Genomic DNA, 22729 nt, shown 5'->3' with positions numbered 1-22729 from the left:
CGCAGAAAATTTTGCGGTTTAATGAGTAAGAAATTTACTGACAAGCAGATACACATCCTGGATGTGGCAGAGGAGCTCATCGCAAAAAAGGGTTTTAAAGGCACCTCCGTTCGGGAAATTTCCTCTAAGGCAAATGTGAATGTAGCGATGATCTCCTATTACTTTGGCTCCAAGGAGAAGATGCTCGCCTACCTGTACCAGTACCGCGTGCAGCGCGCCCGTGCGAACCTCTCTGAGTTTGCGCAGACCATCATCGATGGGAAGCCGGAGATGCAGATGAAGGAAATTATAAAGTTCGTGGTGAACCAGATGTTCCACTACAGCTATTTCCACGGCTTCGTTCGGCAGGAATTCCAGCACGACGAGGTGATAAAGGATGACTTGCTGGAATTCTACCACAGGGTGACGACCTACATAGATGCCATCGTGAAAAAGGGCGTGGCTACAGGCGTTTTCCACTATGCGCCAAAGTCTGAGGATATACTGGTGACCATTATCGGGGCGGCGCTGTTTGCCATCCGCAATGAAAATTTCTATAAAAAATACATCCCCGATAACGATAGCGAGACCTACCTGCAAAAGGCTCAGGCGAAGGTGCTGAGCAGCTCTTACCAGAATATCTTCTCTCTGCTTGGCTATCAGCCGGAAGCCGATCCTCGTTAAAAAATCATAAAAGCGCATGCCGGGAAACCATCAATTGAAAAATTGGTATTTTTGCCGACTGAATGGCCGCGTTGGTCAAAATTCTATGAAAAAGATTCTCTATATCCTCAGCATAGCGGCATTGCTGGCTTCCTGCAAAAACCAGTACGACGCCGCGATGAAAAGCACAGACAAAGATGTAATCCTCTCTGCGGCGAATGATATGTACTCCAAGAAAAAATGGAAGGAGGCACTGGCGCTCTACGAGCGTGCGGCAAAGCTGGTAGCCGGTACTGATGAGCTGCAGGAGGTGCTTCTTAAAACTGCCTATGCCGAGTATTACGATAAAAATTACAAGCTCGCGGCCAGCCATTTTAAAAGATATGCCGCCACCTTCCCCAATGACGAGCGGGCGGAGGAAGCCGCGTATATGGCAGCGCTGAACTACTACCAGGGCTCCCTGCAGTACAACCTGGACCAAACAAGCACGGAATCTGCCATCAATGAAATGCAGAGTTTTCTAAACAGCTATCCCGACTCGGAGAAGGCCAAAAACATCAACGAGCTGATAGAGGAACTTAGCTACAAACTGGAATACAAGGCATACGAAAACGCACGCCAGTTCTTCAAAATGGGAGAATATAAGGCTGCGAACGCCTCTTTTGAAAATGTTTTGGACGACTTCCCCGCCACCACCCTGCGCCCAAAAATCTATGATTATATAATGAAGTCCCGCTACGAGCTGGCGATGAACTCCATATACAGCCTTAAGGAGGAACGGATAGAAAACGCGCTCTCCTACGCAAGATTTCTGGAAAAAAATGCTCAAGGCACCGATGCCGCAAAAACCGCAGCCGAGCAGCAGCCGAAACTGCTTGCGGAGAAGGAACGCTTTGCCAAAGTAAAAGCCGATACTGAAAAACACAAAGAAAAACTCGCAGAAAAGCAAAAGGCAGAAGAGGCAAGGGCAAGCGCCAAAAGGCGGAAAAAACTAGCTGAGGAAGAAGAAAACGACCTTCAAAAAAGCCTGCAGCAGACAGACAAAGCAAGGATCGACAGCGCAGAGGCATCCACCCCTGCTCCGGCAATCACGCTACCGGTAAAAAATTAATTCGTAAATTTGCAGACTTTAAATATTCGCTTTAATGAGCACTAAAGTACAGCCAGAAATCAACACGATTACTTACGACAGAGAACGAATTGAGGACAAAGTAGGCTCAATTTATGACGCCATCGTAATTATGGGAAAAAGAGCGGAGCAGATCAACGCTGAAATCCGCAGCGAACTGCACGAAAAACTCGAGGAATTCTCCGTCCAGAATGCTACCCTTGAGGAAGTTTTCGAAAACCGGGAACAGATTGAGATATCCCGCCATTATGAGAAAATGGCAAAACCGACATCCATAGCCATCGCAGAGTGGATGAATGATGAAATCTATTTCCGCAGGACGGATGAGAGAAATTAACAAGACTTTTCTATGTCAATTTACTGCCGCACTTATCGCGGCTTTTTTTGTTTTTAAGGAAATGCTTATTTTCGTTTCCACAAAGTTTGAATTTTGAAAGGAAAAAAAATCCTGCTGATAGTCACAGGGGGCATCGCCGCCTATAAATCTGCGCTCATTGTGCGTCTGCTCGTCAAGGCTGGCGCAGAGGTCCGCGTGGTAATGACGGCCGATGCGGCTAATTTCGTCACGCCGCTTACCCTCTCCACACTTTCAAAAAACGATGTCTATCAGGATTTTTTTGGCAGTAATGGCTCTTGGAACAACCATGTGGAACTGGCACTTTGGGCAGATGCCGTCTTGGTAGCGCCATGCACAGCAAACACGCTCGGGAAGATGGTTCACGGCATTTGCGACAACCTCGCAGTCGCAGTATATCTTTCCGCAAAATGCCCGGTATTCATCGCCCCCGCTATGGATCTGGATATGTACGCGCACCCCTCCACACGGCAGAATCTTGCAGCGGCGGAAGATTTCGGAAACATCATCATCCCTGCTGAGAGCGGCGAACTTGCGAGCGGGCTCACCGGCGAGGGCAGGCTTGCGGAGCCTGAGAATATAATTGGCATTCTGCGGGGGTACTTTGGCAGGACAGCAACATCATTAGGCGGAAAAAAATTTCTGGTGACGGCCGGCCCCACCTACGAGGCTATCGACCCCGTGCGCTTCATCGGGAATCATTCCTCAGGGAAAATGGGATTCGCCCTGGCAGAAGCGGCGGCAGAAAGAGGCGCAGAAGTAGTGCTGATATCCGGACCAACAGCACTTTCCACATCGCACAGGAATATTATCCTGCACCGGGTGACCACTGCTCGAGAAATGTTCGACAAGGTTTTCCAGTTTTTTGATGATGTAGATGTTGCCATCGCAAGCGCGGCCGTTGCGGATTACCGGCCGAAAGAAACAGCAACCCAAAAAATTAAAAAAAAGGAGGATGAAATGACCATAGAGCTTGTGAAAAACCCAGACATCCTCCGCACAATGGGCGAGCGCAAGGCGGCGCAGAAACTCGTAGGCTTCGCGCTGGAAACGCAAAACGAGGAAGAGAACGCGATGGGCAAGCTCCGGTCCAAAAACCTGGATATGATAGTCCTGAACTCCCTGCGAAGCGAAGGCGCGGGCTTTCGAAACGATACCAATCACATTAAAATTTTAACGGAAAAAACCACCCGGGAATATTCTTTGAAACCAAAAAAGGAAGTGGCGGCAGACATCCTGGATTTTTTGGAAAACGAAATACTGAATTCATGAGAAAATTAATATTTATCCTGATGGTAATGCTCTCGCAGGCGGCAGGGGCGCAGGAATTGCTTGCCAATGTACAGGTAAACTACAGCCAGCTCGGCAGCACGAATCCTCAGGTCTTTAAAACAATGGAGAAAACGCTCCGCGACTTTGTGAACAACACGAGCTGGACGGGGCGAAAACTCCAGAATTTCGAAAAAATAAAATGCAACTTCGCGATACTGCTCACCGGCAGAAACGGCAACCAGTACTCCGGCAGTATCGTGGTGCAGGCCTCCCGCCCGGTGTTCAACACTACTTATGAGAGCCCGCTGCTGAACATTAACGACCAGAAATTTGAATTTGAGTACAACGAAAATGAGAACCTGGCGTTCAACGAGCGTGCCTTTTCTGGGAAGAATATGATAGATGTGATCGCCTTCTACACCTACCTCATCCTTGGCTACGATGCCGACAGTTTCGCGCAGATGGGTGGCCAGCCCTGGTTTGAGAAGGCGCTAAAGATTTCACAAAATTCTCAGAATCAGCGCTTTTCCGGATGGTCGCAGTCCGAGGGGCCGCGCACACGGGCGAGGCTCATAGAAACCCTGCTGAACCCGGACAGCAACACGATGCGCAATTCCTTCTACTCCTACCACAGAAACGGGATGGACCAGCTCTACCAGCAGGATCAGAACCAGGCAAAGCGCGGCATTTTCAGCTCGCTGATGATGCTGAAACAATACGAGACCAACTTCCAGATGAACTATCCTTTCAACATTTATATGGATACGAAAAAGGATGAGATTTACAATGTTTTCTCAGGGAGAAACACTTCCGGGGTGAATATTTCGGAGCTGCAGGCGCTGCTGAACACGCTCTCCCCGAAAGATTCTGAGAAGTGGAACAAACTGAAGTAGCCGATGCTGGAGCGGATTTTTATACAGAATTTTGCCCTGATCGAAAGGCTGGAGCTCAGCCTGAGCCCCGGCCTGCAGGTGATTACGGGGGAGACTGGTGCCGGGAAATCCATCATCCTCGGGGCGCTGCGCCTTATTCTGGGCGAAAGGGCAGACGCCAAAGCGGTGAGCGAATCGGGAGAGAAAAGCATCGTGGAGGCGGAGTTCCGTATCAGCGAGAAGGTGAAGGCTTTTTTTGAGGAAAACGACCTGGATTACGATTCCCAGACGCTCATCCGAAGGGAAATTTTGCCGAGCGGGAAGTCGCGCGCTTTTATAAACGATGTACCCGTGACGCTGGAAGTGCTGCGAAGCCTCTCCTCAAAGCTTATCGACATCCACTCTCAGTTTGAAACTTCAGAGCTTTTTTCTCAGGAATATCAGTTTAAGATTCTGGACGGGCTCGCCGGGAATTATCCTTTACTTTCTGATTATCAGGCGGAATTCACTGAATATCAAAAATTAAAGCAAGAACTAAAGAGGCTGAAAACCCAGCTTGCGGAAGGAAACAAAACCACGGATTACAACAGGTTTCTGCTGAATGAACTGGAAGAAATGCAGCTGGACGAGCTGGACTATGAGGACCTTCAGCAGCAGCTTGCCACTCTGGAGAATGCGGAATTAATCTCGGAGCAGCTTTTTTCAGTAATTTCAAAATTCAATGCTGAGGAGGTCGGGGTGATTTCTTCGCTGAACGACGCGAGGATGAAATTAACCAGAATTTCAGAACTTTCCCCGCGGTTTGATGATCTTAAGCAAAGGCTGGAAGAAACTTATTTCGAAATAAAAGATATCCTCGGCGAACTGGAAAGCGGCGCGGAAAACCTGGAAATCAACCCCGAATTGCTGGCGTCCCTCACCAGTGTAAACAACCGCCTGAACGCGCTCTTCCTGAAGCACGGAGCTCAATCCATTGATGAATTGGTAGAAATCCGCGAAGAACTGGCAGCACAGGAAAGCAGTTTCGAGGATATGGAAGGCAAGATTGCTGATGCGGAAAAAAGCCTTACAGAATCGTATGAAAAACTGATGCACTTATCAGGGCAGCTTTCTGAAAACAGAACCTCCGCAGCACCCGTTTTCTCGGAAAAAACAGAATCGGTGCTGAAGAGACTTGGATTGGGGAAGGCAAAAATCACCGCGGAGCTCGCCCCTGCGGCAGAGCCCGGGCCATTTGGCGGCGAGGAAATCGGTATATTTTTCAGGGCAAATTCAGGATTCCCTCTGAGGCCCATACAGTCGGCGATATCGGGTGGTGAAAGGTCCCGCGTAATGCTGGCTATAAAGAAAATTATGGCTGAAAACTCCGCCCTGCCCACCTTGATTTTGGATGAAATCGACACCGGAGTTTCCGGAAAGGTGGCGGAGGAAATCGGATCCCTGATGAAAGAGATGTCCCGGGATCTCCAGCTGGTCGTGATCACGCATCTGGCTCAGGTTGCCGCCAAGGGCGATGCCAACTATAAAGTAGTAAAATCCGATATGGAAGGAAAAACCCGCACCACTGTAATCCCGCTTTCTGCGGATGAAAAATTAACGGAGATTGCCCAGTTGCTGTCCGGCGCCAAAATCACAGATGCCGCCCTGGAACAGGCTAAGGAGCTTATGAAATGATGGCGTTTCAGCGCTCTTTCGCCATAGGATTCCCCTTCTGCAATAAAATATACCCCATGATAAAAACCCCGATAAGGAATGGGTAAAAGAGGTACTGAATAACCTCCCAGGGAGAAACCGAAAAGGAAACTATGGACAGCGCCGTGAGGATCTGCGCACCATAGGGCAGCACACCCTGCACGAAACACGAGATGGTATCCATTATGCTCGCCATACTCCTGGGCTGCGCGCCTGTGGCATCGCTCATTTCTTTCGCTATAGGCCCTACGATGATGATGGCGATGGTGTTATTCGCGGTGCAGGCATTCACAGCTGCGGTAAGTGCCGCTACAGTAAGCTGCGCCGATTTGGCAGAATTCGTCCTCCGTTTCAGGTGGGCAAGGATATAGCTAATGCCGCCATTGTGCCGTATTATCCCGACCATGCCCCCAATCAAAAGGCAAATAATGCTGATTTCGAACATCGAGGACATCCCCTTCCCCATCATCTGCAAAGCCTCGAGCGCGCTGAAATCCTGATAGAAAAAACCGATAACCAGCGAAGAAATTATCCCGGTAAGCAGCGTCCAGATTACATTCAGCCCGAGGAGGGCTAATACAAAAACCAGCAGATAAGGCAGAATCTTCGGCAAAGTGTAGCTTCCCCGTACCCCGCCGGGAACTCCGCTAAGATCGGTGCTTAGAAAGATAAAAGCCAGAACGGACAGCAAGGCGGGAATCCATACAATTTTAATATTTGTACGGAATTTTTCCCTCATACCTATCCCCTGAGTGCGCGTCGCTGCGATGGTGGTATCAGAAATGAAGGAAAGATTATCCCCAAACATAGATCCGCCCACCACCGCGCCCAGCAGAATCCCCAGGTGCCCGGGCGCACTTTGCTCTATACCGAGAGCGAACGGGGCGAGTACGGCAATCGTTCCTACCGAAGTGCCCAGCGAAAGCGAGATAAATGCCGCAATGGCAAACAGCGCGGCAGGCATAAAACGCGGCGCAATGTATTGCAGCCCGAAATTGACGGCCGATTCTACCGCGCCCATTCCCCTGCTGATCTCTCCAAAGATCCCCGCGAGGAGAAATATGATAATCATTATCATAATGTTGGGATCGCCGGCGCCCTGCGCGAAAGCGTTCAGCTTCTTCTCAAAAGAATCTTTCGGGAACTGGAGGAGCGCAATAATAACTGCAGCCAAAAATATAAGCGGCGCAGGCAGCGCATAAAAATCTCCGGCATAAACGGAACCCCCGAAATAAAGTATTACAAACACCAAAAAAGGCAGGAGTGCAAAAGCGCTATCTTTTTTCACCGAAAATTTTTCAGCAAATTTAGAATTTTGAGTAATACCGCACTTAAAAAAACAGGGGATTCGTCCAATACAAACTTCTGTTGTATGAAGCGGGCCTGCGCCTAAGTAAGCACCCGACCAATACTGGAAGTGCTTTCGCAGAAGCGCTTTTTTATTTATTAGAATGCAAAAAGTTACTGAAAGCAGGCGCTGAAATAGTTGTTAATTATCAGGCTCCTGCTTTCTTTTGTTAATAATTTTGTTTTATTTAAATTTGAATAAAGCAAAAATTAATGAGATTTCTAGTCAGGCTGCAGACGAAGGACCGCATCATTCCTATCAATTATCAGTATCCGATGAGTGCGGCGATTTATAAAATCATTTCGCAGGGCGACGCTGAGTATGCCGAGTTTCTGCATAATACAGGCTACGGCAAGGGCTTCAAGTTTTTCACATTTTCTCAGCTGAACTGCAAGTTTGAAATCGATGGTGACAGGATGAATTTGCTTACCGATGAGGTGAGTTTTCAGATTGCGTTTCATTTGCCGCAAGCAATGGAGAATTTCGTGAAAGGGCTGTTTCAGTCGCAGAAAATCGAGATTGCCGACAAGAAATCCCGCGCAGTTTTTTCCGTGAAATCTGTAGAGAGTTTACCAAATCCTTTGCAGAAAGTAAAGGAGAACGAAATCATTAAAATGGAGCTGGAACCGCTATCGCCAATTGTAGCGGCAGTGAAAAATGAGAATGGTAATTACACCTTTCTTTCGCCGGAAGATGCAAGGTTTGCAGAAAGCTTATTATTTAACTGGCGCAGCAAAATTGCGGCGTGCTATGATGATGAAACAGCGCAAAATGCAATGCTTTTATTGAAGCCGATTTTATTGCAAAAGCCGCCAAAATCCCGACTGATAACCATAAAAGAGGGCACAGCACAACAAACCAAAATCAGAGGTTGGATGAACTTAAAAATTGAGGTGACGGCGGAAAGGAAATTTGTGGAAATGTTGATGAACGCCGGCGCAGGCCCTTACAATAGTCTTGGCTGTGGCATTCTTTCAGCAAAAGAAATTCCTAATTAAGATTCAGATAATATTTATTTCAATTCTCAAGAGCTCGATTAAAACAAGAGCTCGATTAAAAAACGAATTTACATAAAGAATTATTAAGATGATTTTTGCATATAATTTTTTTATCTTTGTACGATTGGTTGAGTTATGAGTCTTGATGCGGTAATAAAAGTTGGTAAGCATTATAGAAATTCTGAAAATTCCTGGAAGTATCACGATCAGGTAAATTCGGCTATGAAAGATGTTGAAAACCTGTCGAAAAAGAAAGATATTAATGGCAATACTATCGAAACCACCTTTATTAATATTCCTGTGGAGCAGGGCGACACTCTTGTTTTTGATTTGGAAAATACCGCAGAAATAACCGATGAAGATAAAAAATCCAATATATACTATCTCAACTTTAAAACATCTAAAAAAGATGCTGAAAAAAGATTTTTGATAGGTGACATTGTTTATTCATCTTTTGTAAATAAAAAAGGTGAGATCGAAGAGAATGGCAATTACAGGATGCCAAAAGGTAAGAAGCCAAGTTCATTTTTCAAGTGTGAAGAAGTAGCTAAAACTATGGATGATCCTTTCATTCAAAAGTTTAGAGCTGCGTTTCGCGAAAAAGCTGATGAAATTGAAAAGCTGTTAAAAAGCTACCCTTCCGTAGTTTTACATTTTGATTTCGGAGGAAAAAGATGGATTGATTTTGAAGGAACTATTGATAACATTGATAGTATTCTCACGGATTCGCTCGTTATCAACACTTCTTTCGAAAACAAAGTGGCTCTCGATAAATATCTGTATAAAACATTAGGTGGCGCCACACCTGGCTTTTCCGAAGAGAGCAGATATAAAAACCGACTTTTCAGCAGGGATGAAATCATCAGCCTTATGTATGCAGGTAAAGCAGCTGAAAGCCCGACGATACGGATTAATCCCACAAACATAGGGATTATTGCAATTCCACACTCTGATAATCTAAATTCTTCAGAAGTTGTCAGATTTTTCGAACGAAACAACTCGTATCTCAATGATGAAGAGGTTGATATAGAGCAAGGGAAAGAAGGAGAGATGAGTTCCAGGGCGGATGGTGACAATGAATCTTTATTTGCAGAATTGGTAGAGAATAATTTTGATGCCAAGGTAAAGTACGACCTTGTGTTTACAAACATACCAAAATCGCCTGCCGGAGTTTTTTGGGATTTAACGGAAATAGCCAATTTGGAGAAAAGTTTGCTGGTCAACATCAATGAAAAGATTCGCAATATAAAGCACGAAGTAAATTCTTGGGCCTATTCTGAAATTCCAAATCTAAAGAGTAAACCAGTTTTTGATACTAAAATTAGCTTTTTGAAAATTTTGGGAGATGTAACAAAAGATAAAAAGAAGTTTCAGAACCATCTATTAAGCGTACTTCCCAAAATATATACGGACACTTACTATCACGACCCTATAATTTTGCCTGCATTTATTGAAAGGGTCGAATACAACATCAGAAATAGCGGGCAAGGTTTCTCAACTTTGAAGTATGATTTTTATTTTTTGATAAGACTACAAAAAACAGATATAATGGCGGAAATTACTAACTCCAAAAGCTATACGATCGGTCAGGCTTTAGGAACTATGGCACGGCCTTTTGCAGCTTGGCGAGATGATTGTCCTATAAAATCATTCGAAAAATCTTATGTTGGAAATCTTACCCGTAGAATATCATCTTTGGATGATGTGACCAAATTTTCCGATTTCCTTAATCAAAAGCTCACGATTCACGAAAGAGCATTCAAGGCCGAAAAAGAAGCCTTCCTTTCTCTAGCAGAAACTTTGAAAAATTTTGAAGGAGAAAAATATAACAAGCACTACTGCTCTTTAGGTTTTTTTGAGAGCTACTATGCACCATATAAAAAACCTGAAAAAGATACTGAAACCATTGCAGAAAATGATTAATATGAAAACGACAGTTGAAAAATCGGAGATTCTCTTTCTCTACGAAAGTAAATATTCTATACCAAATGGTGATCCATTTACAGGCGAGCAAAGATATGATGAAGAAACCAAGCAAGTTTTGGTAAGTGATGTAAGGATTAAGCGGTTTGTACGCGATTATTTTATTGAAAAAAATAATTTGGCAATTGCAAACGGAGAAGAGCCTAAGTACGAAGTTTATGTTTTTAACGATAAATCTCAAATTTCCGAAGGCAGTAAAGAATCCGGAGCATCGGCAAGAATGCAGTCTTTGTGGAAGAAATATTATCCGCAAAAACCTGGCAAAAAAGAGATGGAGGCCGCTGCACTTTCCTTGCTGAAAAAATGTATTGATGTGAGATTGTTTGGTGGGATTTCTACAGAAAAGGATGCTGCAGTAAATCTTACCGGTCCTGTTCAGTTCGCATTGCTAAACCCTTCGCTAAACAAAACGGATTTGCGCATTCATCAGAATACTTCTGTATTTTCATCAAGCGCTGATAAAACCCGTGGGGCCATAGGTACAACTTCCGTGGTACCCTATGCTTTAAATAAAATTCACGGCTGGATAAATCCTTATTCTGCTTTGCAAACTGAATTGAATCAGGGCGATATTGAGGAGCTTTTTACTGCTTTGTGGGCTAGTGTCAATAATGCTAACACTCGCACAAAATCCAATCAGAATGCGTTGTTACTTCTTCAGATTGTTTATGCTAACCCAACTGATAAAATTTATGGTGTGGATAAAGCCATCAGCATTACAACTGAAAAACAGGAAGAGCAAATAAGAGATTCTGAAGATTATAATTTTGATTTTTCCGGTCTTGCTGAAATTGCTAAGAATGAAAAAGTAAAAGAAATAAGATTTTATACGGAAGATGAAAATCTGAAAGAACAAATTATTAATAATGTTGGGGAAAAAGCAAAATATAACTCATACTAAGTTATAATGAAAGCTGTCCTTTTAGAAATTTCTGGTAATTGGGCTCAATTCCGAAGAGCAGAAACTAATAGTAATCCTTTATCACACGATATAATTACTAAAACTGCCTTCATCGGCATGGTGGGTGCTGTTCTTGGTATCCGCAGAACTGAAATGAAGAATCATTTTCCAAAGTGGTGCAGGGACTTTCTTTACGGTGTTCAAATTCTGAATGATGTCAATAAACAATCTTGGGGATTCACTTTCCGATATACCTCAGAATATTGGCGGAAATCACCGGGGCAGATGGAGTTTATTCGCAATCCTAAGTATAGGGTTTTGTTCGCACTTCTAAATCAAGAATCAGAAAACTATTTTGACGATTTCGCAAACTACTGCAAAAATGGGGAATCTCACTACGAACCTGTTTTAGGGCTGCACAATTGCCCTGCGGAAATTACTTTCATTAAGGAAGGAGAAGTAAGTATGATCGACAATGCTGAGTTTGAGACACTGGGGTTTGTTACCAATCAACATACATTATCAGATAACGCACAAATTCCAATGCGTTTAGGCTTTGATAATATCCCAGTTCATCAGAATGATGATTTCTGGAATAATGAATTTCAATCGGTAATTTATCCATCAGCAGGAAATAAAATTTCAGTTGTAGGAAAGCATTTCGAATTTAATGACAATAGCAAATGGTGCCTGATATAATATGGTCTCATCCAAGTAAAACTTTAGAAGCCCATACTTTAGGAGTTCTTGAAAAATATTTAAAAAACAGCAGCCTGCCTATTGGTAAGGTTGCTGTTCTGTTTCACGATTTAGGAAAATTCAACCCTAATTTCCAAAAAAAGGTTTTCGGAAATCCGGCTTATGGATATAGCCATCATTCCTACTTATCTGCGCTAGCATTTATGAATTTTCTGATGAAAAATGAAGCTTTGACAAGAGACATTCTAGGAAGCAATGATAAAATCGATTTTAAGAATAAGGTGCAGCAGATATTAGCAATCATTGCGCATCACCACGGAAATCTGCCCGATTTTGATAGTTTGCTGAGTCTTGATGAAATGGATTCTGCTCTTCGTTTTCTTAATGAAAATCACTTTGAATGGTCCAATTTTTTAGCAGAAAAACTAAATTTAGAGCATAGCAGCTTTTGTTTAGATTTTAATAAAACTTGTCTACTTACAAAATTTGAAGATAAAAACTGGAAGCCGAATGCTTTGGTAAATTTTATGGATACCCAATTTGTATTTTCATCAGTAATTGAAGCGGATAAAAGAGATGCAGCAAATAATGATGCTTATGACTTCTGGACAAATCTATGTAGTTTTCAGAAAAATTTTTGGGAAAAATTAAATAGTAAGTTTATTGAAATTGATGGATTTTCAGAAGCGTCAGCTCTAAACAAATGCAGGACGGAAATTCGAAAGGAAGCCACGGCAAAAGTAGAAGAGAATTATGAATTGGGAAAAAGAGTTTTTTCGTTGCCTGCACCTACAGGAGCCGGAAAAACTTTCACCCTTCTATCAGTAGCAAAAAAATTACAGGAGCTGGATGGTAATTTGGGCATAATTTACGCTTTACCGTTTCTTTCCATCACAGATCAAGTACAGGAAATTTTGGAAGGTTTAGGAATCGAATGCCTACCCATCTCATCAAAATCTGAAAATGAAAAACTACAAAAAGCACAGGAAGATTATGAAAACAACCCAACGCCCGAAAACCTTGATACCCTGCTAAAACAAAGCTTCTCAGAAGATACTTTTGATCACCCTTTTATTCTGACAACTTTCGTTCAGTTTTTTGAAAGTTTGGTAAGTAATAAAAATTCAACGCTGCTGAAACTTCCAAACTTCAAAAACAGAATTTTCCTGATTGATGAGATTCAGGCTTTGCCGCCTAGGTTGTACACCTTCTTTGCCGCCTGGCTCGATGAATTTTGCAGGAGACATAATTCCTATGCGGTGCTTTCTACAGGAACAATGCCAAAATTTACGCTTCCAGATAAAATATATCCGCCCGAAAAATCGGATAAAAATCCTAGGCTGCTTTTTAAAAATTACAACAGCGAATGCATTACGGAAATTATAAGCCCTGAGAAATATTTCAATCAGGAAGTTTTCAATCGGTATTGGGTAAAATGGCTCAATGAAGAAAGAACCAGTTTTGAAGAACTTATTACTCACATCTGTTCTCAGCAGTCTTCCTGCCTAATTATTCTAAATACCATTGCCGATACAAAGTTTTTATACAATGAGTTGAAACACAAATTTCCAAATGTGATATTGCTGAATACGCATTTTGTGGTACAGGACAGGATCGAAAAAATAGATTTAGTAAAACGCTTTCTGAAAAATAATGAACAGGTAATGGTGATTTCCACTCAATTGATTGAAGCCGGTGTAGATGTGGATTTCCCTGTGGTTTACAGGGATTTATGTCCGCTTCCAAGCCTGATACAAAGTGCTGGACGATGTAACAGAAACAAAAAACAGCAATACGGCGCTGTATTCTTTTTTCATTTGATTAATCGGGAAGGAAAGAGCAGCGCTGAAATGATTTATAGAAAAGAAGCTAAAGATTTCCTTCGATTTTGCAAAGATGAGATAAATGGCAAGGTTTTCGAAAAAGAATTATTTTATATTCAGAGTAAATTTTTCGAGCAAATAAAAAATGATTTGACAGTAGGAGAATTTACCTACCAAATCGATCGATACGGAAATGAAAGCACCTATAATTTCATTGAGTGTATTAATAAAGCCGAATTTGCAAAGGCAGGTAAATTTAAACTAATTGTAGAGAGTAGGTTTGGAGAAAGCTATCAATATTTCATTCCAGAAAATGACATGGATAAACGCTATGAGGAGTTAGTACTGCTGATGAAAGAAAGCCTGAAGGCAGAAAGCATCCAACAAAGATTATATTATAAATCCCGGATTGAAAGCGCACTAAAGAAAATAAGCGGAAGGCTACTCACTGTACGTATCAGAAAAGAACAGACTGCTCCACAATACAGCAATCCGGAAGAGTATTTCGGCATAAGGGTTCTCAGCGATTTATCAAGATACTCAAAAGAAACTGGCATTGAGCTGGGCTATGAAAACTGTATTCTATAATGGTTATAAATGCTACCCTTGTTTCCTACTACATTTATTGCAAGAGAAGGATGTGGCTTCACGCCAATAACATTCGTATGGAACAAAATTCTGACCTCGTAGCTGAAGGTAAATTAATCGGAGAAAATACCTATCAGCAAAGGCCGGCTAAATATTCGCAGGTTGAACTTTCCTATCAATATTCGAAGGAAATCCTACTATCTTCAAAAATAGATTTTTATGATGCGAAAAATAAAATCGTACACGAGGTTAAAAAATCAAGTAGCAAAGAAGCTTCTCATGAATGGCAGGTAAGATTTTATTTATGGATGTTGAAACTGAATAATATTCCTGCCGCTTCAGGGATAATAGAATACCCAAAATTCAGAGACACCACGGAAGTGCAGTTATCGGAAGAATACGAGTGTGAATTGAGGAAAATGACAGATGAAATATCGAAAATATTAAATTCTGAAACCGTTCCTGGCAAAATTGAGTTTCAATATTGTAAGAAATGCTCTTATTTCGAATTCTGTTATTCCTCTGAATTATGAAGAAATCCTACTACCTGTTCAATCCCGGAAGGCTTTCGCGCAAAGATAATACGCTGAAATTCGTACCCACGGATGAACACGGGAAAGAAGGTGCGCCAAAATTTCTGCCCATAGAAGGCATCAAAAATCTTTACTGCTTCGGCGCGCTGGATGCCAACTCCGCTATGTACAATTTTCTCGGCAAGAGCCAGATTCCCGTGCATTTCTTCGATTATTACGAGCATTACACCGGCAGCTTTATGCCGAAGGAATATCTGCTCAGCGGAAAAGTGCTGGTGCACCAGGTAGAGCATTACACGGCGAAGAAAAAGCGGATGGCCATAGCCCAAAAATTTGTGGAAGGCGGCGCCTACAATATGCTGCGCAACCTGAAATACTATGCCAACCGTGGCAGGGAAACCGGCGAGAGAATTCCGCAGATTGAGCACCTTATTTCCCGAATTGGCGAGACCGCGGAAATTGACGAACTGATGGGCATAGAAGGCAATGTGCGCATTTTGTATTACGAATGCTTTGGCGAAATCATCAACGGTTTTGAAATGAACAGCCGCACAAAGCAGCCACCCAATAATGAGGTGAATGCATTGATATCATTTCTCAATATGGTGTGCTACACGGCCTGCCTCGATCAGATTTACCATACACAGCTAAACCCTACCATCAGCTATCTTCACGAGCCGGGATTTCGGCGCTATTCGCTCGCTCTCGATTTGGCGGAAATCTTCAAGCCCATTCTGGTGGACAGGTTAATATTTTCGCTGCTGAACAAAAGGCAAATCAGCGCATCGGATTTCGATACCAATCTCAACAGCTGCCTGCTGAAGCCATCTTCCACACAAAAAGTAATTCGTGCCTGGGAGGAAAGGCTGGGCGAAACCATAAAGCACAGAACGCTGGGCAAAAGCGTGAGCTACCGACACCTCATCCGGCTGGAATGCTACAAGCTCGTGAAGCACATTATGAAAATGGACAGCTACGAACCTTTTAAAATCTGGTGGTAATGTACTGCATACTCGTTTACGATATAGAGCAAAGGCGCGTGGCAAAGATGCTTAAGCTGTGCAGGCGCTACCTGAACTGGATACAGAACAGCGTTTTTGAAGGCGAAATAAGCGAGGTGAAGCTGAAAGAGCTGATAGCCAATGCCAAAAAAATAATGGATGATGAAACGGATAGCTTGATTATCTTTACATCGCGCGACGAAAAATGGCTTGAGAAGCAGGTGATAGGCCTGGAAAAGAATAATTTGGATAATTTTCTTTAAAGCTTTATTTTTTGGCGAATTTTTTTAAATTTATAGACTATAAATCTATATGGCAAAGTTTTTACTAAAGGTTGATATTTCCGGTATACAGGATTATATCTTCAGCATACCTTCAGACGGCGCAGCAAAGCAACTGAAGAAGAGGTCTTTCGAGGTTTATACTTTAACGCACATCGCCGAAGCCTTTTTTAAGGAGCATTTTCCGAACGGTTTTGAAAGGGTGTATAACGGTGGCGGAAATTTAATTGTTTTTCTAAACGGCGAAGAGGAAGCGCTAAGCCAAGCGGCGAAAGAGTTTCAGAATACATATATTAATGATTCGGTTTTTCCATTCGTAGCTTTCGTTGCAGTGCCGGAAAATTATAATGATGAGGTAGATTTTCCCAAGCTGATGGAAGATTTAGCGGATAAAATGCAGCGGCAGAAATATCGCAGGCCTCTGGATAATTGGGAAAAATTAAAGGTACAGGACACGAATAAAGATGATGAGAAAACGGATAATTTCATTAGAGATTTTCTCAATGCCAAAGGCTTTTCAGTTGAGAAAAGTGCGAACGGGGAAGATGTCTCTATGGCATATAAAGCTGTTTTAAAAAGTACGAATCCTGAATTTTCATTCGAAGGTAACATTCTTAACAAACTGCCCAAAGGGTCTAAAGACACCATTTCGTCATTTGATGAGATTGCTGAAAAATGTAAAGCCAGAGGAGCCGACGACAAACTTGCGGCACTGAAAATGGATGTGGATAATTTGGGACTGCTTTTCCGCAACAGAAGCAGGAAGCAGTACGAGGAGGTTTCCCAGCTGATGGAGAATTTTTTCTCAAAGGAATTATTTACGCTGTTAAAAAGTGATATTGAAAGCGGCGATGTTTATCCTGTGTTCGCAGGAGGTGATGACTGTTTCTTCATTGGAGGTTGGGATGTGATTTTGGAGGTTGCTCCGAAGATTCAGGCTGCTTTCGATGAATTTGTAAGAGCTGATATACTGAGAATTCTTACTGATGAAGAAATTCAAAAAAATCCGCCTACAATTTCTGCGGGCGTTGTAATCGTCCACCGGAAATTCCCGATGATAAGGCTGGCAGAAGAAGCGGAAGAAGCCTTGGGGATTTCAAAATCTCACGGGAAAAATAAAATCACAATTTTCGGCGAGCCTTTGAAATGGAGTGATTTTAAAGAATCAGCTCAATGGGCTGTGAAATTGAAAAAACTCATCACGGAAAATAATGAATCCCGGGCTTTACTGCATCGTGTGAAATCTTCAGACCTTGGCTTCGTGAGCCTGCAGGAGAAAATCCACAAGACAAATAAAATCGAAATTCCGAAAGTTTATAGGCTGAAGTATTATTTGCGCAACGCAAAGTCTGCGGAAGGCAGGGCGGAGCTAGAAAAACTTTTCGTTTTTTATGCAGAGGCATTAATAGATGATTTTATGAGAAAAGATGAAGATGCAACAAAAAAGCCTAATGCTGCTGCACCTTTTGTAGTGGCAGCAAGATGGGCAGAACTATCACTTAAAAATTATAAACCAAAAAATACAGAATATGCCAACAATGACTGAAATGGCAAATGATGTGAAGACTAAGTATTTTTCGCAAACATTTGACAATCTACTAAAATTAGGAGATTCGGAGAAAGCCAAGGATATGGATATTGATAAAACTTTCAAAGATATTGAAGGCTTTATCGAATATACTTACGCAACAAACAATCCAAACAGAAAGCAAGAGAGCATTACCACTCATCAGCTTCGAAATGTTTTTAGTAAAATAGTGGGTGTAAAAGAAGTTTCAGAATTAAAAATGATAAGGCCAAACCTAGCTTACATTTCTGCACGCCAAAGCAACAAAAAAGCAAAAGAGTTTATGTCCTTTGTAGATTTACTTATTCAAAATGTAAACAGCAAAGAGCAATTAGAATCTTTCAAAAAGACAATGGAAGCCTTCGTAGCTTATCACAAATTTCATAAATAATTAAATTAAAAAAATGAAACTGCTCGATAAAAAAATCATCACCGGCACTATCACCTTGGAAACTGGTCTTCATATCGGTGGCTCTAAAAGCAGTATGGATATTGGCGGTTTGGATAGCCCTGTGATTAAGACACCGCTTGGCGTGCCTTATATCCCGGGAAGTTCCTTCAAAGGAAAAATCCGTTCACTTTTAGCAAAGAAGGAAGGCTCGGACGATGTGAAAAATGATTCCGAAATTTTAAAGAAATTGTTCGGAAGCTCAACTGATGAAAGATCAGGTAATACAAGGCTGATTTTCCGTGATGCTTATCTGGACACTAAAAAATTCAAAGAAAATTTTGCTGGCGCACAAATGGACGAAGAATTTTCCGAAGGAAAATTTGAAAATGTAATTGACAGAAAAAGCGGCAAAGCGCAGCATCCACGCCAGATAGAGCGTGTGCCTGCCGGTGCGGTTTTCGATTTTGAAATCGTGATGGATGTGTATGAGGGCGATGATGCAAGTGAGTTTGAAAACAAATTGAAAGAAGGTTTCGACCTGTTGCAGAACGATTATCTTGGCGGAAGCGGAACAAGAGGCTACGGAAAAGTCAACATTTTACACACCATAAATGAGGCAAAAATCAATGCAGGCAGTCATTCTTAAATGTAAACCTGGCTACCGATTTCATCTGGGCGAGTATGCAGAGCATTCAGCCACCACGCTTGGCCAATGCTCGGACATTCTGCATTCCGATGTAATCTTCGGCGCCTTCATTTCCATCCTTGCGAAAAATTATCCTGAAAAGCTGGAAGATTTCAGAGGGTATTTCGAGGAAGGAAAAATAAAATTTTCTTCCGGGTTTTTCTGCGTGGAAAAAGATGAGAAATTCACTTATCTTCTACCAAAACCAATTATTGCTAATTTGGTAAAATTCAACAATAACGATAAAGAGCCCAAAGTTGATTTCAAGAAATTCAAGAAAATAAAATTCATTTCTCAGGGCGTTTATAATGCCGGAACTTCGGTGGAAGAATGGCTGCAAAGCGAAGGGAAATTCTCTCAGCCAAGCAGCGAAACGCTTTTTCTCTCATCAGAAATTCCTGAGAGTGTTAATTTTAAACTCGCCGAAAAAACGGACAGCCTGAAAGTGAAAGTGCGCACAACTGAAGATGACGGCAAGCTCTATTCTCAAACCGATCTGATGATTTTGGGCGATGAAAATCACAAGGTGCACTGGTATTTTCTTTTAGAGGAAACGCTTGATGAAGCGGATAAAGATATTTTAACCAAATGTATCGGACAATTGCCATTCACAGGAATTGGCGGCGAACGCTCCACAGGATGCGGAAAAATTGACGAAGTGATTTTCAAAGATTTTGAAACCAAAGAAAATACCGGCAGAAAGATGCTGCTATCGCTGGCTTATCCTGATGCAAATTCCGCAGAAAAACTGGAATTTTACCAAACCAAAAAACGCGGCGGAATGCCTTACGGAAATGCTAAGAGGTTGCCTGTACGGCTTGCCGTTTTGGAAGGGGCAGTTTTGAATGAAGATTTGCCGCAAAGAATTGATGACAAAGAATGGAAAGCCGAAAGAGATTACTGGAAATACAGCGGTGCGCTAAGCATTGCACTTCCCGATTATTTGGATAAAAACAATTAAAAAAATGCCCAATCCTTACAATATAAAGCTCACCACGCTTAGTCCTGTCTGCATTGGCAGCGGCGAAAAGCTGTCGCCTTATGCTGATTTTATAATTGACCAGGCGAACGAAGGAATTCACTACATCAACAAGGCTGCTGTAGAAAAAATACTTGGTGAATATCCTGAATTGATGGATGATTATGTAAGTGGTATTACATCTGGAAATCAGAATTTTAGCCTTAAAAGCTTTCTTGAAGAAGAATTAAATCTTGATGAGGAGGAGTACATCTTAAAATCGTACCAGTGCAGCGGCACTGAGATAAAAGAGCTAAACACCATCGTAAAAAACGCAGGCCAAAAACCATACATCCCTGGAAGCACGATAAAAGGCGCTATAAAAACAGCATTACTATATGATTGGACAAAAAGTAATGAGGGAATGCGTTGGGCAAATGATTATCTGAATAGTTTAGAAAATGATTTTGTAAGAAAAAATCTAGAAAAAAAACTTGATAGCGAGCTTGCAAAAATTGAATTGCAGATTAGCGATACAGATGAATTTGGATATGATGCGCTAAGTATTGTAAATGTCAATAAAATTAAAATCACTACAGGAGTAGATAGGGTAAAAACTTTGTGGGAAGCAGTATTAGAGAATAAGTCCACGCATTTTACTGCGAATTTCGGCAATCAAAACTGGGAGCAGATATTTCCAAAAATCAACCTTTATTCAAAGGAATGCAATGAAATGGAAATGTTTCTACTTGATAACGCAGGTCAAACTTTCAGCCAGGATTATAAGGTTGATTATGACGATTTATTACAATTTTATAGAGAAAAATCAAATCAAATCGATAGAGCCAACCGTGAAAATGCAGCCTGCTTGAGAATTGGTAACGGCAAAGGATTCTATTACAATACCGTTGCTCTTGCACTTTATAACGCTGATAATTCTAATAACAAACAGAATTTTACAAAATTTTTAAGGAATAATGGTTTTAAGAACCCGCCTCTTATTGATGCGAAGAAATTTCCTTTGACGAGGGCAATAGAATTGGGAGAATTTTTGCCGGTGGGCTGGGTAAAACTTGAATTGGAAAATTAGAAGCTATGAGCAGAACAGTATTCTTATCGTTTTTGGGAACCACTGATTATGCATTGTGCTGCTATTTGCTTAATGGAAAAAAATCACGCGTAGTAAAATTTGTACAGAACGCATTCATTGAATTGCTAAATATTGATTTCGATAATCACTATATATTCTGTACAGACGCTGCCGAAGAAAATTACGGTAAACTTACACAAGAGGGTGAGCAGGAATTCACAAAGGTTAAAATTCCTGACGGTAATTCGGAACAGCAGATTTGGGAAATCTTTGATGTAGTCTTTAAGCAGCTAAAAGATGACGACGAAATTGTTCTGGATATTACGCACGGCTTCCGTTCTTTACCGATGCTTGGTATAGTACTGATGCAGTACGCTAAGTTTCTGAAAAACATAAAAGTTACCGGCATTTATTATGGTGCATTTGAGGTCTTGGGGCCTAAATATCTGGTTGAGAAAAACATACCAAATCCAGAAGATCGTGAAGCACCAATTTTTGACCTTACACCATTTTCAGCATTGCAGGATTGGACAGTTGCTGCGAATAATTTTATAAAACTTGGAAATGCGGATAAATTTGCAGAATTAGCGAACGAAAGCGTAAAAGGTATTGGAAGTTCAGAGGCTGCCCTCATAGGTAACATTGCCACAAATCTTTCAATAGTTTCACAAAATTTCCTCACAAATAGAGGTAGTTCAATATATAGATTTTCTGAAGGAGTAGAGATTGTTAATGATATTTACAAACTTGAAAAATCCAATATATTACCGCCATTCGTTCCGATAGTTCATAATATTAAAACAGCCATAGCAGATTTTAAATCTCAAAGCAGCAAGAATATAATGCTGGGTGTTCAATGGTGTGTAGATAAGGGACTTACGCAACAAGGTATAACCCAACTTCAGGAGGGTATTATCACAATGCTTTGTGAAGAAGTTGACAGGGATTTCAAAGAAGAAGAAAATAGGAATTTAATAAGTCAATATCTACAATTTGGCCGAAAGCCTAAGGAGAAATGGAAATTTGAATTGGCAAAAGCTGAAAATGAAGACTCCATTGAAATTTTAAATCAAATAGAAGATATTAAAACTATATCTGGGATTTTTTCGAAACTTACAAAAGCCAGAAATGATATAAACCATGGCGGATTTAGACCAAATGATGATGATTTCCAAATCCTCTTGAATGAATCATTTATGAAAATAAAGGATATTTTTAATGCTCCTCAACCTCTCTAACCATCCATCGGCTAACTGGCCTGAAGAGCAGATAAGCGCAGCGGTAGAAATGTTCGGCAGCGTCAAAGACTTGCCCTTTCCCGCTATACCACCCGAAGCATCCACAGAAGAAGTGGTGAAGCTCGCAGAAAGCTACGCAGAGAAAATCAGGAAAATGCTGCAAACCAAGGAAGATGCCGTGCATATTATGGGAGAGCTTACATTCGTGGTGGCAATGCTAAGATTGCTGCAGGATAATGCGATAAGGTGCGTAGCTTCCACCACGGTACGCAGCGTAGAAGAAACCGAGCAGGGCGTGAAGCAGAGCAGGTTTCAGTTTGTGAAATTTCGAGAATATCCTTTAGCTCTAAGCTGAAAGGAGAGCATGCCGGCAAAAGGAAAAGTCGTCGGTCTTGCTGGAAATTAGTTCTTTGACATCTTCGAACATAATTTATTTTTATATTTGCCTTATAATGAGCGGGTTACAAAGTCGTCGAACCCCCAATGAAATCTTATGATTGGGGGTTGACGATTTTTTTAGCGAAAAACTCGGGAAACATTTGGCTTCATAGCCTAAGTTTATTAGATTTGTTCCGCCGAAAGCAACGGCTTTTAATCGCACCACACTGGAATTGAAATACATCTACACCGACAGCCGCTATGTAGCCGATGCCATCAACAAGAAATGGATTTTCGGATGGGTG

22 protein-coding genes are annotated in these 22729 nt (G+C 41.7%); 21 read left to right on the top strand and 1 reads right to left on the bottom strand.

What is annotated here, in order from left to right; translation table 11 throughout:
- The first annotated feature begins 21 nt into the window (after positions 1-21).
- From BUB43_RS05265 to recN, 6 genes are all read left to right on the top strand, one after another.
- Complete coding sequence (locus BUB43_RS05265) at positions 22-663, top strand: TetR/AcrR family transcriptional regulator (RefSeq protein WP_073179017.1); 642 nt, start codon at positions 22-24, stop codon at positions 661-663.
- Between the two features lie 85 nt (positions 664-748).
- Positions 749-1753 (top strand): outer membrane protein assembly factor BamD, encoded by a 1005-nt coding sequence (locus BUB43_RS05260; RefSeq protein WP_073179015.1) that lies wholly within the window; start codon positions 749-751, stop codon positions 1751-1753.
- Between the two features lie 34 nt (positions 1754-1787).
- Positions 1788-2108 (top strand): DNA-directed RNA polymerase subunit omega, encoded by a 321-nt coding sequence (locus BUB43_RS05255; protein ID WP_073179013.1) that lies wholly within the window; start codon positions 1788-1790, stop codon positions 2106-2108.
- 90 nt (positions 2109-2198) lie between these two features.
- On the top strand, positions 2199-3398 hold the full coding sequence (coaBC, locus tag BUB43_RS05250; RefSeq protein ID WP_073179011.1) for a bifunctional phosphopantothenoylcysteine decarboxylase/phosphopantothenate--cysteine ligase CoaBC: 1200 nt from the start codon (positions 2199-2201) through the stop codon (positions 3396-3398).
- Positions 3395-4291, top strand: coding sequence for a type IX secretion system protein PorD (gene porD, locus BUB43_RS05245; RefSeq protein ID WP_073179009.1), 897 nt, complete (start codon positions 3395-3397; stop codon positions 4289-4291). The genes coaBC and porD overlap by 4 nt, the downstream gene beginning before the upstream one ends.
- Positions 4292-4294: 3 nt before the next feature.
- Complete coding sequence (recN, locus tag BUB43_RS05240) at positions 4295-5944, top strand: DNA repair protein RecN (RefSeq protein ID WP_073179007.1); 1650 nt, start codon at positions 4295-4297, stop codon at positions 5942-5944.
- A gap of 7 nt (positions 5945-5951) precedes the next feature.
- Here recN and BUB43_RS05235 read toward each other — a convergent pair whose 3' ends face one another.
- Positions 5952-7250 (bottom strand): Na+/H+ antiporter NhaC family protein, encoded by a 1299-nt coding sequence (locus BUB43_RS05235; RefSeq protein ID WP_083541156.1) that lies wholly within the window; start codon positions 7248-7250, stop codon positions 5952-5954.
- 272 nt (positions 7251-7522) lie between these two features.
- Here BUB43_RS05235 and cas6 point away from each other — a divergent pair, with 272 nt between their 5' ends.
- The 15 genes from cas6 to BUB43_RS05160 all read left to right on the top strand — a co-directional run bounded on the left by cas6 (position 7523) and on the right by BUB43_RS05160 (position 22401).
- Positions 7523-8308, top strand: a complete 786-nt coding sequence (gene cas6, locus BUB43_RS05230) for a CRISPR-associated endoribonuclease Cas6 (protein WP_073179003.1) — start codon at positions 7523-7525, stop codon at positions 8306-8308.
- Between the two features lie 222 nt (positions 8309-8530).
- A complete protein-coding gene (locus tag BUB43_RS05225) occupies positions 8531-10231 on the top strand; it encodes a hypothetical protein (RefSeq protein WP_143154043.1) in 1701 nt (566 codons plus the stop codon).
- 1 nt (position 10232) lies between these two features.
- Complete coding sequence (gene cas7b / locus BUB43_RS05220) at positions 10233-11192, top strand: type I-B CRISPR-associated protein Cas7/Csh2 (RefSeq protein WP_073179239.1); 960 nt, start codon at positions 10233-10235, stop codon at positions 11190-11192.
- Positions 11193-11198: 6 nt separating this feature from the next.
- Positions 11199-11891 (top strand): CRISPR-associated protein Cas5, encoded by a 693-nt coding sequence (cas5, locus tag BUB43_RS05215; RefSeq protein ID WP_073178999.1) that lies wholly within the window; start codon positions 11199-11201, stop codon positions 11889-11891.
- The gene (locus BUB43_RS05210) at positions 11876-14302 is read left to right on the top strand and encodes a CRISPR-associated helicase/endonuclease Cas3 (RefSeq protein WP_073178998.1); all 2427 of its coding nucleotides are present in this window, start codon (positions 11876-11878) and stop codon (positions 14300-14302) included. The genes cas5 and BUB43_RS05210 overlap by 16 nt, the downstream gene beginning before the upstream one ends.
- Complete coding sequence (gene cas4 / locus BUB43_RS05205) at positions 14302-14835, top strand: CRISPR-associated protein Cas4 (RefSeq protein ID WP_073178996.1); 534 nt, start codon at positions 14302-14304, stop codon at positions 14833-14835. The genes BUB43_RS05210 and cas4 overlap by 1 nt, the downstream gene beginning before the upstream one ends.
- Positions 14832-15836, top strand: a complete 1005-nt coding sequence (gene cas1b, locus BUB43_RS05200; protein WP_073178994.1) for a type I-B CRISPR-associated endonuclease Cas1b — start codon at positions 14832-14834, stop codon at positions 15834-15836. Before cas4 ends, cas1b begins: the two co-directional genes overlap by 4 nt.
- The gene (gene cas2 / locus BUB43_RS05195; RefSeq protein ID WP_073178992.1) at positions 15836-16099 is read left to right on the top strand and encodes a CRISPR-associated endonuclease Cas2; all 264 of its coding nucleotides are present in this window, start codon (positions 15836-15838) and stop codon (positions 16097-16099) included. Before cas1b ends, cas2 begins: the two co-directional genes overlap by 1 nt.
- Before the next feature lie 49 nt (positions 16100-16148).
- A complete protein-coding gene (gene cas10, locus BUB43_RS05190) occupies positions 16149-17663 on the top strand; it encodes a type III-A CRISPR-associated protein Cas10/Csm1 (protein WP_073178991.1) in 1515 nt (504 codons plus the stop codon).
- Positions 17656-18075, top strand: coding sequence for a type III-A CRISPR-associated protein Csm2 (gene csm2 / locus BUB43_RS05185; protein WP_073178989.1), 420 nt, complete (start codon positions 17656-17658; stop codon positions 18073-18075). The genes cas10 and csm2 overlap by 8 nt, the downstream gene beginning before the upstream one ends.
- Before the next feature lie 13 nt (positions 18076-18088).
- Positions 18089-18721, top strand: coding sequence for a type III-A CRISPR-associated RAMP protein Csm3 (gene csm3, locus BUB43_RS05180; RefSeq protein ID WP_073178987.1), 633 nt, complete (start codon positions 18089-18091; stop codon positions 18719-18721).
- Positions 18687-19721, top strand: coding sequence for a type III-A CRISPR-associated RAMP protein Csm4 (gene csm4 / locus BUB43_RS05175; protein ID WP_083541152.1), 1035 nt, complete (start codon positions 18687-18689; stop codon positions 19719-19721). The genes csm3 and csm4 overlap by 35 nt, the downstream gene beginning before the upstream one ends.
- 4 nt (positions 19722-19725) lie before the next feature.
- Positions 19726-20808: a type III-A CRISPR-associated RAMP protein Csm5 gene (gene csm5, locus BUB43_RS05170; protein WP_073178984.1), complete on the top strand. Its 1083-nt coding sequence runs from the start codon at positions 19726-19728 to the stop codon at positions 20806-20808.
- A gap of 5 nt (positions 20809-20813) precedes the next feature.
- Positions 20814-22046 carry a TIGR02221 family CRISPR-associated protein gene (gene csx2, locus BUB43_RS05165; protein WP_073178982.1) on the top strand — a complete coding sequence of 411 codons (1233 nt, stop codon included), beginning with the start codon at positions 20814-20816 and terminating at the stop codon, positions 22044-22046.
- Positions 22027-22401: a hypothetical protein gene (locus BUB43_RS05160; RefSeq protein WP_073178981.1), complete on the top strand. Its 375-nt coding sequence runs from the start codon at positions 22027-22029 to the stop codon at positions 22399-22401. The genes csx2 and BUB43_RS05160 overlap by 20 nt, the downstream gene beginning before the upstream one ends.
- Positions 22402-22729: the final 328 nt, after the last annotated feature.

Source organism: Cruoricaptor ignavus, from assembly GCF_900141665.1.
In the GTDB taxonomy this organism is placed as follows: domain Bacteria; phylum Bacteroidota; class Bacteroidia; order Flavobacteriales; family Weeksellaceae; genus Cruoricaptor; species Cruoricaptor ignavus.
This window is presented reverse-complemented; position numbering and strand designations above follow the sequence as displayed.

Excerpts from the sequence above, each read along its gene's own strand:
- BUB43_RS05265 (WP_073179017.1), top strand. The coding sequence starts at position 22 with ATGAGTAAGAAATTTACTGACAAGCAGATACACATCCTGGATGTGGCA.
- BUB43_RS05210 (WP_073178998.1), top strand. The coding sequence starts at position 11,876 with ATGGTGCCTGATATAATATGGTCTCATCCAAGTAAAACTTTAGAAGCC.
- cas6 (WP_073179003.1), top strand. The coding sequence starts at position 7,523 with ATGAGATTTCTAGTCAGGCTGCAGACGAAGGACCGCATCATTCCTATC.
- csm2 (WP_073178989.1), top strand. The coding sequence starts at position 17,656 with ATGACTGAAATGGCAAATGATGTGAAGACTAAGTATTTTTCGCAAACA.
- csm5 (WP_073178984.1), top strand. The coding sequence starts at position 19,726 with ATGCCCAATCCTTACAATATAAAGCTCACCACGCTTAGTCCTGTCTGC.
- cas7b (WP_073179239.1), top strand. The coding sequence starts at position 10,233 with ATGAAAACGACAGTTGAAAAATCGGAGATTCTCTTTCTCTACGAAAGT.
- BUB43_RS05225 (WP_143154043.1), top strand. The coding sequence starts at position 8,531 with ATGAAAGATGTTGAAAACCTGTCGAAAAAGAAAGATATTAATGGCAAT.
- BUB43_RS05260 (WP_073179015.1), top strand. The coding sequence starts at position 749 with ATGAAAAAGATTCTCTATATCCTCAGCATAGCGGCATTGCTGGCTTCC.
- recN (WP_073179007.1), top strand. The coding sequence starts at position 4,295 with ATGCTGGAGCGGATTTTTATACAGAATTTTGCCCTGATCGAAAGGCTG.
- cas1b (WP_073178994.1), top strand. The coding sequence starts at position 14,832 with ATGAAGAAATCCTACTACCTGTTCAATCCCGGAAGGCTTTCGCGCAAA.
- porD (WP_073179009.1), top strand. The coding sequence starts at position 3,395 with ATGAGAAAATTAATATTTATCCTGATGGTAATGCTCTCGCAGGCGGCA.
- csx2 (WP_073178982.1), top strand. The coding sequence starts at position 20,814 with ATGAGCAGAACAGTATTCTTATCGTTTTTGGGAACCACTGATTATGCA.
- csm4 (WP_083541152.1), top strand. The coding sequence starts at position 18,687 with ATGAGGCAAAAATCAATGCAGGCAGTCATTCTTAAATGTAAACCTGGC.
- cas10 (WP_073178991.1), top strand. The coding sequence starts at position 16,149 with ATGGCAAAGTTTTTACTAAAGGTTGATATTTCCGGTATACAGGATTAT.
- BUB43_RS05255 (WP_073179013.1), top strand. The coding sequence starts at position 1,788 with ATGAGCACTAAAGTACAGCCAGAAATCAACACGATTACTTACGACAGA.
- cas4 (WP_073178996.1), top strand. The coding sequence starts at position 14,302 with ATGGTTATAAATGCTACCCTTGTTTCCTACTACATTTATTGCAAGAGA.
- BUB43_RS05160 (WP_073178981.1), top strand. The coding sequence starts at position 22,027 with ATGCTCCTCAACCTCTCTAACCATCCATCGGCTAACTGGCCTGAAGAG.
- cas5 (WP_073178999.1), top strand. The coding sequence starts at position 11,199 with ATGAAAGCTGTCCTTTTAGAAATTTCTGGTAATTGGGCTCAATTCCGA.
- cas2 (WP_073178992.1), top strand. The coding sequence starts at position 15,836 with ATGTACTGCATACTCGTTTACGATATAGAGCAAAGGCGCGTGGCAAAG.
- csm3 (WP_073178987.1), top strand. The coding sequence starts at position 18,089 with ATGAAACTGCTCGATAAAAAAATCATCACCGGCACTATCACCTTGGAA.